General features: G+C 39.2%; 8 protein-coding genes, 2 tRNA genes and 2 pseudogenes. 8 read left to right on the top strand and 4 right to left on the bottom strand.

Annotated elements, in window-relative coordinates; translation table 11 throughout:
* Nucleotides 1-62: 62 nt before the first annotated feature.
* The 4 genes and pseudogenes from F3G88_RS04070 to F3G88_RS04060 all read left to right on the top strand — a co-directional run bounded on the left by F3G88_RS04070 (nt 63) and on the right by F3G88_RS04060 (nt 5,648).
* A complete protein-coding gene (locus F3G88_RS04070) occupies nt 63-2,378 on the top strand; it encodes a flagellin N-terminal helical domain-containing protein (protein ID WP_149715431.1) in 2,316 nt (771 codons plus the stop codon).
* An 89-nt stretch (nt 2,379-2,467) separates the two neighbouring features.
* A pseudogene (locus F3G88_RS10715) lies at nt 2,468-2,884 on the top strand (DNA translocase FtsK 4TM domain-containing protein); the annotation flags it as partial.
* Between the two features lie 267 nt (nt 2,885-3,151).
* Nucleotides 3,152-4,615: pseudogene (locus F3G88_RS04065) on the top strand (DNA translocase FtsK); the annotation flags it as partial.
* Nucleotides 4,616-4,649: 34 nt separating this feature from the next.
* Nucleotides 4,650-5,648, top strand: coding sequence for a hypothetical protein (locus tag F3G88_RS04060; RefSeq protein WP_103574600.1), 999 nt, complete (start codon nt 4,650-4,652; stop codon nt 5,646-5,648).
* Between the two features lie 576 nt (nt 5,649-6,224).
* Here the strand turns inward: F3G88_RS04060 and F3G88_RS04050 are convergent.
* The 4 genes from F3G88_RS04050 to F3G88_RS04035 form a co-directional block, all read right to left on the bottom strand.
* Nucleotides 6,225-6,299 (bottom strand) — tRNA-Met (locus tag F3G88_RS04050).
* A 27-nt stretch (nt 6,300-6,326) separates the two neighbouring features.
* Nucleotides 6,327-6,401 (bottom strand) — tRNA-Gln (locus F3G88_RS04045).
* Nucleotides 6,402-6,595: 194 nt separating this feature from the next.
* A complete protein-coding gene (locus tag F3G88_RS04040; protein ID WP_103574601.1) occupies nt 6,596-7,027 on the bottom strand; it encodes a GatB/YqeY domain-containing protein in 432 nt (143 codons plus the stop codon).
* Between the two features lie 30 nt (nt 7,028-7,057).
* Nucleotides 7,058-7,960: a Ppx/GppA phosphatase family protein gene (locus F3G88_RS04035; protein ID WP_103574602.1), complete on the bottom strand. Its 903-nt coding sequence runs from the start codon at nt 7,958-7,960 to the stop codon at nt 7,058-7,060.
* A 130-nt stretch (nt 7,961-8,090) separates the two neighbouring features.
* On the opposite strand from F3G88_RS04035, the gene F3G88_RS04030 reads away from it, so the two are divergent.
* From F3G88_RS04030 to hslV, 4 genes are all read left to right on the top strand, one after another.
* A complete protein-coding gene (locus F3G88_RS04030; RefSeq protein WP_149715429.1) occupies nt 8,091-9,629 on the top strand; it encodes an inorganic phosphate transporter in 1,539 nt (512 codons plus the stop codon).
* Nucleotides 9,630-9,810: 181 nt separating this feature from the next.
* Nucleotides 9,811-11,034: an argininosuccinate synthase gene (locus tag F3G88_RS04025; RefSeq protein ID WP_149715428.1), complete on the top strand. Its 1,224-nt coding sequence runs from the start codon at nt 9,811-9,813 to the stop codon at nt 11,032-11,034.
* 23 nt (nt 11,035-11,057) lie between these two features.
* Nucleotides 11,058-11,504, top strand: coding sequence for a 50S ribosomal protein L9 (gene rplI / locus F3G88_RS04020; RefSeq protein WP_009293837.1), 447 nt, complete (start codon nt 11,058-11,060; stop codon nt 11,502-11,504).
* Nucleotides 11,505-12,038, top strand: a complete 534-nt coding sequence (gene hslV / locus F3G88_RS04015) for an ATP-dependent protease subunit HslV (RefSeq protein WP_002940451.1) — start codon at nt 11,505-11,507, stop codon at nt 12,036-12,038.

Raw genomic sequence — 12,038 nt, 5'->3', positions numbered from 1 at the left:
ACCGATATATCACAAAGCGGAATTAATCTTGCTTAGAGTGAATAAAAATTTAGGGAAAAATTATGAGAATTACAAATCAACTACGTTTTAGTCAGACTTTGCACGACTATCAAAAAAATATGGTTGGCGTAAATAAAAGCTACCAGCAGCTCTCAAACGGACTTAAAATCCAAGATCCATACGACGGTGCTGCGGTTTATAACGATGCTATGAGGCTTGATTATGAAGCGACCACTCTCACTCAAGTGGCAGATGCTACTGGTAAATCAGTAAATTTTGCAAAAAACACGGACAATGCGCTGAAAGAATTTGAAAAACAGCTTGAAAATTTTAAAACAAAAGTCGTTCAAGCAGCCAGTGACGTGCATAGCACAACATCTCTTGAAGCTTTGGCAAACGACCTTCAGGGCATCAAAAACCACCTTGTAAATATCGCAAATACCTCTATAAATGGGCAGTTTTTATTCTCAGGTAGTGCTGTAGATACTAAGCCGATCGATGGCTCAGGTAAATATCAAGGCAACCGCGACTATATGAAAACTTCAGCTGGCGCGCAGGTAGAGCTTCCTTACAATATCCCGGGATTTGATCTATTTTTAGGAAAAGATGGCGACTACAACAAAATTTTAACAACAAACGTGATGCTAGCTGATCAAACTAGAACCGACATCTCCTATGCGCCAAAATATCTTGACGAAAATAGTAAGATAAAAAATATGATCGGTCTAAACTACGCTAGCGACTCAGTTGTTGGAAGTGACGGCTCTTATAAAGGCACGATCGAGCCAGATTATGACTTTTTGGATACTTCAAATGTAAATTTCCCTGACACATACTTTTTTATGCAGGGTAAAAAGCCAGACGGCACGACATTTACAAGTAAATTTAAGATGAGTGCTGATACGTCAATGGCTGGTTTGATGGAGAAGATCGGTATGGAATTTGGCAACACAAAGACGACAAAAGTTGTTGATGTAAGCATAAATAACGACGGACAATTTAACATAAAAGACCTCACAAAAGGCAATCAAACGATAGACTTTCACATGGTTGCAGCTACTTCTGTGGCGGCAAATCGTGGTGCGATAGCTCCAAATAATACACTTGATACGATAAATTCGCTACAAAGTCTTGAAAATATGGCAAATGCTGTGCCAAAAACGGTTCATATAACTGAATTTACAAAGAGCAAATATCTTGATAAAGATGGAAATTTAACAAACGCATTTGACTATGACAAGGTTAGATTTGAGCGAAAGGATAATGAGCTAATCGCAAATTTACCACAAGTTGCTAGAAGAACAGGCGAGTTTGCAACCGATCAGACAAAGCTAAGCGAGGTTTCTGGTACAAAAGAGAGTTACAATAGAAATTTATACCCAAAAGATGTTGATGCAAGAAAGAGAGAGCTTTACAATATAGATAATCAAGAGATAGGTCTTCAAGTAAAATCAATCACTGGCACAATGTATGACATCAAAGTAAAAATGGGTGAAGCAGGTGGAGTAAATACCCCAGTGCAGTTTCAAATAACATCTACAACTGCTGCTGGCGTGGTTTCACCAACTAGAAATTTGACCGTCTATAACTCAGATGAGTTTGGTAGCTACAGAACATATGCAAGTGACTTTACATATCGTCAGCTAATGGATATCGTAGCAATGGCTGCAAGCGATAATATCCCTGATCCTCAAAACGTAGAAAATGCAAACTTTGATACAGATATCGAAAAGGTAAGAAGAGATCAAAACTACAACGCCTATAAAGACGCTTTGTCAAAGACTAAAGGCGCAGTAGAGGTAAATTTAGACGATCGTGGCAGGATGGTACTAACTGACAAGACAAAATCTGTCACAAATATAGAGCTTACTATGTATGATGCGAAAAATGGAGATATATTTGACGGAGATAGCACTGGCATGAACACCGCTGGTGCTGCTGGTCACGCTCAAGGTAAGGGCTCAGTATTTAGCTTTAACGAAAATAATGCTTTAACTATCGATGAGCCAAGCACAAGTGTCTTTCAAGACCTTGATGATATGATATTTGCCGTTAGAAATGGCTACTATAGAGCAGACGCTAACAATCACGACCCACGAAATACCGGCATGCAAGGCGCTTTAAAAAGGCTAGATCACTTGGTAGATCATGCAAATAAAGAGCTTACAAAGATAGGCTCACAAACAAAGCTTCTAACGGCGACAAATCAGCGTGCAGAGGTCATGAAAGTAAATGTACTAACTGTTAAAAATGACGTTATAGACGCAGACTATGCAGAGTCATACCTTAAATTTACACAGCTTTCACTCTCATATCAAGCTACTCTTCAAGCAAGCGCTAAAATAAATCAACTAAGCTTGCTAAACTACCTAAACTAAAATGATAAATCAGCAGGCCTAGCTTGCTGATTTTTTAAAAATTAAACTCAAGCGTGCTATAATAAGCCTTTTTAACAAAAGGATCTAAAATTTTAAGACATATATTATTTACTATTTTTGTTTGTTTTTTTATATATTTTGGTATCGCTACGGCTGCTCCGACTGCTGATTTTGTAGGCTTGCTTGGACAAAGCCTTGGCGTTTTTAACATTAAATATTTTGGACTTATCGCCTATGTTTATCCATTTTTACTTATCGTTCTAGGCTATTTTGTATATAAAAATTTTAAGAAATTTGACTTTGATTTTGCCCAGTTTGTGGTTGGGGTTTTTCTATTTTTTATTGCATTTTTGATGTTTCAAGCGCTAACCACTTCTGGAGCAAATAGCGGCGTGATAGGTGGTTTTATAGTCTCAGCGCTAAAAGAAGTCATCGGCGCTATCGGCACTGCTGTTGCTATACTTATGATATTTATCATCTCTCTTGGGCTTGCTTTTAGAGAAAATTTTGTCATCGTTTTAAGAAAGGCTTTTGTAGATAAAGAGCCAAATAGCTATGAAGAAAAAAGCAGAGGCGTAAAAGAGGTAAGGGCAAGGCAGATACCAAAGATAGAGCGCAAAAAGCCAAAAGCCGAAGAGATAAGAGAAGAAGAGCTTATAGATGCTCAGGTACTAAATGATGATGAGCCAAATTTAGAGAGTGAGCCAGAGCAAGAGATGGAGCCGGCACAAGAGAGCAGACCTGCAACTATAAGTGGGGTTGAAATTTTAAATGAAGTGGCTGAAAATAAAAAACTTCTTGATCAGATAGAGCGCGGCAAGGTCGAAAAACCAAAAGACTTTGTCTTGCCACCGCTTAAATTTCTAAACGACCCGCCAAAGCGCTCGCACAATATAAATGAGGCGGAGATCGACCAGCAAATTTCAAATTTACTCGATAAACTGCGTAAATTTAAGATAGATGGCGACGTGGTGCGAACTTATACTGGCCCTATCGTCACGACATTTGAGTTTCGCCCAGCCCCACACATCAAGGTGAGTAAAATTCTCACTTTACAAGATGACCTAGCGATGGCGCTAAAGGCCCAAACTATCCGTATCCAAGCGCCAATCCCTGGCAAAGACGTCGTTGGTATCGAGGTGCCAAATCAAAATTTAGAGACGATCTATCTAAAAGAAATTTTAGAAAGCGAAGTCTTTAAAAACGCGAGCAGTCCGCTAACCATGGCTCTTGGCAAGGATATCGTGGGCGCCCCTTTTGTTACTGACCTTAAAAAGCTCCCACATTTGCTAATCGCAGGTACAACTGGATCAGGCAAGAGTGTGGGTATAAACGCGATGCTTTTAAGCTTGCTTTATAGAAACAGCCCACAAACTTTGCGCCTAATGATGATCGATCCAAAGATGCTTGAGTTTAGCATATATAACGACATCCCACACCTTTTGACGCCTGTTATCACAGAGGCTAAAAAGGCGATCACAGCGCTTTCAAACATGGTCGCTGAGATGGAGCGAAGATACAAGATAATGAGCCAAACTCGCACAAAAAATATAGAGAGCTACAACGAAAAGATGAAGAGCGAGGGCGGCGAGCAGTTTCCATACATCGTCGTGATCATCGATGAGCTAGCCGATCTTATGATGACTAGCGGCAAAGATGTGGAGCTTTACATAGGCCGTCTAGCACAGATGGCAAGGGCTAGTGGCATACACTTGATAGTGGCTACCCAGCGTCCAAGTGTCGACGTCGTGACTGGCCTTATAAAGGCAAATTTACCAAGCAGGATAAGCTATAGAGTAGGGCAAAGGATCGATAGTAAGGTCATCCTTGATCAAATGGGAGCTGAGAGCTTGCTAGGACGAGGAGACATGTTATTTACGCCTCCTGGAAGCCCTGGAGTGATCAGGCTGCATGCGCCATTTGCTAGTGAAAAAGAGATCGAGATGATCGTAAATTTCTTAAAAGAGCAACAAGATGTGATCTATGATGAGAAATTTCTAGCAGAAGAGGGCTCTAGCGCAGGCTTGGCTGCTGGTGCGCTAGGTGAAGAAGAGCTTGATGAGCTTTATGAAGAGGCAAAAGAGATCATTTTAAGCGAGCAAAAAACCTCGATCAGCTACTTACAAAGACGCCTAAAAATAGGCTACAACAAAGCTGCAAATATAATCGAACAGATGGAGAAAATGGGCGTTTTAAGCCCAGTCAATGCAAAAGGCCAAAGAGAAATTTTGGTCTGAATTTATATAGCAATGTAAAGATAAAGGAGTAAAAATGTTTAAATTTGGAGCTATCTTTTGTATTCTTTTTATGCTAAATTTCTGTTTTGCTAAAGATCTTAATACGAGTATTGTAGAGAAAAACTCAACATCTATGCTAAAAACTCTAAAGCAGATGAGCATACCTTTTTCTGGCGATGAATATGAAATAGAGAATTTATCCAAGCTAGATGGTAAGATGCTAGCGGCTGTAAAAGCATCATTGCCAAAACAAACCGAGCTATATGATGCCATTAAAGGTGATCTAAATAAAGATGGCATAGAGGATGTAGCTGTGGTAATTCAAGAAACATTTAAGGATAAATTTTTACCTTTTAGTGAAGGTTGCGACGAGAGTACTAAAGACGACAAATGGTGTCAAATAGTAAATAAAAATCGTCGTGGTATCGTGATCTTGCTCTCAAATGGTGATAAATATGAGGCCGTAGTAACTAAGCGAGATATCTTTGAGAGCCCAAATGAAGATGGTGGCGTTTATTATCCACCAGAGCTTGCAGTAGAGATAGAAAATAACGAACTAAAATTTTTATATGGCCATGGCAGGTATGGATACTGGGGGTATGTTTTTGCATTAGATGGAAAAGATTTTAAACTTATAAAGTATTTTAGTAGTGATAATAATGGTCCTAAACCAAAGCATATAGTGCAAATGGACTTTATAAATCATAAGCTAGAAAAAAGTGCAAATTTGCTATACCAGGGCAATGAAGAGTATAAGAGATACGAAGAGTGTATAGAAAAGTACAGATCTTTTGATGATGCGCAAGAAAAGGATGATTATGATGCAATATTGATTAGAAAAACTTACGAGCTAAAAACGCAAAAAATTCTACTCTCAGAAGTTAAAAAGGTTGATTATATAGATGGTCGTTGGCTGGATGATTTGCAAAATTCAAAGGAATTAGGAAAAATTTTGAAGATTGATTTTTGGAGTGATGAATATCTGGGCGATAATGAAGATGAACTTGCTAGATGTGTCGCGGATAAGATATAAAAAGCCTTGTGTTAATTTAAATTTATCTACTAAATTTGATGGTTAATGAAATTTTACAAATTAAAATTATCGTTAAAAATTTTAAAATGAAATTTTGAAACAGCAAAAAACATAATTAGAAATATTTAAACTCTTTAGAGTAAAAATAGTGGCGCACCTCACATACACGCTATTTAATGCCTTAATGAGCTTTATTATAACTGCAAAAAGTAATGCCTCACTGCTGAAATAAATTTGATACCTTAAATTAGCTTTATGATAACTGCAAAGACTTACCCCTAGATAAGTGTCCTATAACTCACCTAAATCACGATAGTGCAAATCGTATGTGGTGGGCTGTGAGAAACCATCTTGGATATTTAGGGACTAGCAATACTCACGGACTTTACGTATTACGCCATACAGTGGCTTCTAGGTTAGTGAGTTTGAAGGGATTTAATGCTCATAAACTGATGGCTTTTATGGGTCACACGGATATTAAAAGTAGCCTGCATTACGTGCATCTAAATGTTGATGATATACGTGATGGTATGGGAGTTGGTGTTTAGTTAAAAGGTGGTAAAAGTACTTGGTATTTGGTTGCGGAGGACGGATTTGAACCGCCGACCTTCGGGTTATGAGCCCGACGAGCTACCACTGCTCTACTCCGCGATAAGAGTTATTTGGGATTTTAAAGTGTGGATGGGGTAAGAGGATTCGAACCTCTGAATGACTGGACCAAAACCAGTTGCCTTACCGCTTGGCGATACCCCAATGTTTTTAAGAGTTGTAATTATATAGACTTTAATGCCATTTGTCAAGGTTTTTTAAAAAAAATATGTAAATTTATTTTATTTTTCAAAGTAGCTTTTTAAAAATTTAAAAATAAATGAAATGCTTTTATAGCATTTAAAATTTAACTATAGCTTTTAAAACCCATGCGAAAATTTGCATGGGTTTATCTGTTTTTAACCCAAAAGCTCTTTTGCGATCATGCTTATGCGTTTTGCTTCAGCGCTCGCTCCGATCTCATCTTTTGCCATTTTCATTACAGCACCTAAATTTTTACCAACCTTTTCGATGATACTTTTGATCTTCTCTTTTAGCTCATCATTACTTAGCTGAGCTGGCAGATATGCTTTGATAAGCTCGATCTCGCTTTGCTCTTTTTTGGCTAGATCCTCTCTTGCTCCCTTTAGATAGAGCTCAACCGAGTCAGCCCTCTTTTTGATCTCTTTTTGAAGTAGCGGAAGCACGACCTCGTCGGTCATCTCGATCCTTTGATCGACTTCGACTTGCTTAAGTGCTGCATTTAGTGTTCTTAAAGTGTCCCTTTTAAACTCATCTTTTGCCTTCATAGCCTCTTTTATATCAGCTAAAATTTGCTCTCTTATACTCATTTTTTCTCCTTTAAATTTTTGAAATCATAACTAAAATTTTGTGATAATTTCTTGAAATATGCCTTTTAAATAAGCAGCTCCAACGCCCTCTCTAAGCCCATCGTCGATAACTATAAATTTCGCTTCTTGCCCGTTTAGTATCTCTTTTAAGAGCAGTGTCCCAGCGATGAGCGGATACTTTCTACTTATTCCAACCGCCACGTCAGCGCTTTTTTCATCCATCTTTAAAAGCTCATTTATAAACCGAACAAGATCGTCATTTTTAAGCTCATATCCACTCACTTTTTTTGGATCATAGCTCTCGTAGTTTAACCCAAGCTTTAGTGCTGCGATAGTGGTCGGCACGCCAGAAGTTAGCACGATAAGTCTATTGTCAAGGCTTGTTAAAAATTCCCTTGCCTCTTTTGTATAAATTTTTGCATTTTCTTGCATCAGATCAAGCGTTTTAAACCTCTCGTAAAAGGTGATGATGCCAAATTTAAAGCTTATAAATTTTCCCTCTTCGCCTATCTCGGAGCTTGCACCACCGATGTCGATCAGGCTAAATTTATCATTTATGCCAAGCTTTTTTAATGCATTTTGCACGCCTAAAAATGTAAGTTTTGCTTCAGCTTGCCCATCAATGATATGAAAATTTATGCCAAATTTCTCTCTTATCTCACTAAAAATTTCTTCGCTATTTGATGCCACTCTAAAGGCCTCAGTCGCGACTGCCACGCATTTAAATTTAGTAAAGTCAAATTTGCTTTTAGCTTCAGCTATCGCTTCAAAAAGCCTATTTTTAGCCTCCAAGCCTATCTTGCCACTTTCGTTTAAGCCCCTTGCAGCTCCAACTATCTTTTCATAAATTTGCTCGTTGCTAAAGCCCTTTTGCACCTTTTTTATAAGTGCCACGCGAAAGGTGTTTGAGCCAAGATCGATCGCTATAACCAAAATTTATCCTTAATATTTTTGCCAAATTCTAACATATGATAATTTAGTATCATTTAAAGTGAGAAAATTCTAAAAACTTTAATAATTTTCAAGATATAATTTTGCTAAAAACTCTTACAAGGGGGCTTGATTGCTTCGAGATAACTTCTTGGCGTTAGTTATTTTTGCGATTTGCAGCGTTGGATTTTTCGTTTGGGGCTATCAATACATACCGACAAATAACTACTTTTTATTCTTAATCGCTGGTATGTTTGGTCTTTTTATGGCGTTTAATATCGGCGGAAATGACGTTGCAAATAGCTTTGGCACAAGCGTCGGCGCAAAAACACTCACACTAAAACAAGCTCTCGTTATCGCCGCCATTTTTGAGCTTAGCGGTGCGATATTCGCAGGATCTGAGGTTACAAATACCATTAGAAACGAGATCGTGAAATTTCCAAGCGACATAAACCCGATGAAATTTGTCATCATTATGATCTCGGCCCTTCTAAGCTCTGGTCTTTGGCTATTTTATGCGTCTAAAAAGGGTTTGCCAGTCTCAACAACTCACTCGATCGTTGGTGGCATCATTGGCGCAGGACTTGCTATGGGATTTATGATAAAAGATCCTGAGCCACTTAATATGGTCTCTTGGGGTGAGATCGGCAGGATCGCCGTTAGCTGGGTCATCTCGCCACTGCTTGGTGGCGTGATGTCTTATATTATATTTGGCTACGTAAAGAGCAAAATAATCGAGCCAACACACGAGCTAAAGACAAATTTAAAAGCGCTAAAAGCTGAGAGAAAAGCCTATAAAGAAAGCTTTATAAAAGCGCTCAAAACAAAGCCAGCTGAGGAGCAGATAGCCACTCTTTCAAAGATTGCAGTTATCGATGAGGACGAGATCGAAACTACTGAATACAGCGAGTACCGCTCAAAAATTCGCATTATGAAAGATAGCGAAAAAGAGATAGATACTTTTAAGGCTATGAAAAAGCACATACCTATCATCGCTGGATTTGCCGCGATGGTTATCTCATCAATGATGCTTTTTAAAGGGCTTGAGCATATAAATTTAGCCTTTAGCATCATCCAAACAGTCTGGATCATCTTCGTCATCGGCGCTCTAGCGTATCTTGCAAGCCTTGCTATCATAAACGTCATGAGCAAAAACGATAGCGAAAAGAGCATCAATAGAATTTTCTCATGGTTTCAAATTTTTACCGCTTCATCTTTTGCTTTTTCACATGGCGCAAACGATATCGCAAACGCAGTTGGACCATTTGCAGCCGTGCTTGACGTGCTAAAAACTGGCTCTATAAACGAAAGCTCACCCATACCAAGCATCGCAATGGTAACCTTTGGCATCTCACTTGTTGTTGGACTCTGGTTTTTAGGCAAAGAAGTGATCACAACTATTGGCTCAAAACTAGCTGAAATTTTGCCGACGACTGGCTTTAGCGCGGAGCTTGCCTCAAGTATCGTCATACTTCTAGCAACAAAGCTTGGCATACCAGTTAGCTCAACGCATATCCTAATAGGCGCTGTTTTGGGCATTGGCATCGTAAATAAAAATGCAAACTGGAAAATGGTAAGACCTATCATCCTAGCTTGGCTCATCACGCTTCCTGCAGCTGCTATCTCATCGGCTATATTTTATTTTGCCCTTGCTAAATTTCTAGGCGTTTAGAAAAACACTTTGCTTGTAAATTTAAAATTTGCAAGTAAATCTCACTTAAACTAAAATTTGTAATTTTCGCAGACAAAAACTATCAGAAAAATAAAATTTTACTTACATTATTTAATAGATTAATTTATTAAAGATTAATCAATTTAGGCTAAAATACGACCATTTCAACAAAAGGACAGCTATGAAAAAAGATGTAAAAAAAGTTGTTTTAGCATACTCAGGCGGACTTGACACAAGTATTATTTTAAAGTGGCTTCAAGACGAATACAAATGCGAAGTAGTCACATTTACAGCTGATATCGGACAAGGCGAAGAGCTAGAGCCTGCACGCAAAAAAGCCCTAGCGCTTGGCGTAAAACCTGAAAATATTTTTATTGAAGATTTAAGAGAAGAATTTGTACGTGATTATGTATTTCCAATGTTTAGAGCAAATGCCATCTATGAGGGCGAATATCTGCTTGGCACATCAATCGCTCGCCCGCTAATAGCAAAACGCCAAAGCGAGATCGCAAGACTTGTTGGTGCTGACGGCGTGAGCCACGGAGCAACAGGCAAAGGCAACGACCAAGTTCGTTTTGAGCTTGGCTACTACGCGCTTGGCGATAATCTAACTATTATCGCTCCATGGCGCGAATGGGATCTAAACAGCCGCGAAAAGCTCTTAGCATATGCTGAGAAAAACGGCATAGATATCACCAAAAAACCAGGCAAAAGCCCATACTCAATGGACGCAAATTTACTTCATATAAGCTATGAAGGATTAGTACTTGAAGACCCGAGCCACGCACCAGAAGATGATATGTGGAGATGGACAGTAAGCCCAAAAGATGCCCCAGATGAGAGTGAGATCATCGAGATAGGCTATGAAAAAGGCGATCCAGTGAGCATAAACGGCAAAAAAATGAGCCCAGCTGAAATTTTGACCGAGCTAAACCGCCTTGGCGCAAAACATGGCATCGGCAGACTTGACATCGTAGAAAACCGCTCAGTTGGTATGAAGAGCCGCGGCTGCTACGAAACTCCGGGTGGAACGATAATGCTAAAAGCTCACAGAGCGATCGAGAGCATCACGCTTGACCGCGGTGCAGCTCACTTAAAAGATGAGATCATGCCAAAATATGCCGAGCTAGTTTATAACGGCTACTGGTGGTCACCTGAGCGAAATATGCTCCAAGCGCTCATCGACAAGAGCCAAGAGCACGTAAATGGCTCTGTAAAAGTTGAGCTTTATAAAGGCAACGTGACTATCCTTGGTAGAAACAGCAAAGATGATAATCTATTTAGCGAGGCATACTGCACATTTGAAGAAGATAGCGTTTATGATCAAAAAGATGCAGCTGGATTTATCAAGCTAAATGCACTTCGCTTTATAATCGCACGCAAAAATGGGCGAAAATTTGACTAAAAATAAAATTTAAAAGGATAAAAATGAAAGTATTATTAATAAAAGATGTAAAAGGACTTGGAAAAGCTGGCGAGATAAAAGAGGTAAAAGATGGCTACGGCAACAACTTCTTAATCGGCAAAGGCTTTGCAAAAGCAGCTACTCCAGATGTCCTTCGCCAATACGAGGCAGCTCAAAAAAGAAAGGCTGAAGAGCTAAAATATGAGATCGCAAATTTAGAAAAACTAAAAGAAGAGCTTGCAAAAGTGACAGTCGTCGTCAAGAAAACTCTTGGCGCAAATGGCTCTCTTTTTGGCTCAGTTTCAAAAGAGGAGATCGCAGCAGAGCTTGAAAAGACGCATCATTTGGTAGTTGAGAAAAAGGCTATCGACCTGGACACTCACCTAAAAGCAGTTGGTCTTTATGATGTCTCTATAAAGCTTGGCCACTCGATAAATGCGACCTTAAAGGTTGATGTGCAAGGAGAGTAGATGTTTCATGCGACAACCATCTTAGCCTACAAAGGCAAAAATAAAGCGGTCATCGGCGGCGATGGACAGGTGAGCTTTGGCAACACCGTCTTAAAGGGCAACGCCGTAAAAATCCGCAAAATTCACAACGGCAAAGTCCTGGCTGGCTTTGCTGGTAGCACCGCTGACGCGTTTAACCTCTTTGATATGTTTGAGAAAAATTTAGAGCATACAAAGGGTGATTTGCTAAAGGCGGTGATAGAATTTAGCAAAGAGTGGCGCAAAGACAAGTATCTAAGAAAGCTTGAGGCGATGATGCTTGTGCTTGATAGGGATAAAATTTTCTTACTTAGTGGCACAGGTGATGTTGTTGAGCCAGAAGATGGCAAGATAGCAGCTATCGGAAGTGGCGGAAATTACGCACTTTCAGCGGCTCGTGCCTTAGATAAATTTGCCGATATCGATGAAGAGGAGCTAGTCAAAGAGAGCCTTAAGATAGCTGGCGAAATTTGTATCTATACAAATACAAACATCAAAACTTATGTTTTAGAATAA

Source organism: Campylobacter concisus (assembly GCF_902460675.1).
GTDB classification, from domain to species: Bacteria; Campylobacterota; Campylobacteria; order Campylobacterales; family Campylobacteraceae; genus Campylobacter_A; species Campylobacter_A concisus_AJ.
Note: the sequence above shows the minus strand (reverse complement) of the source record. Positions and strands in the feature narration are given on the sequence as shown.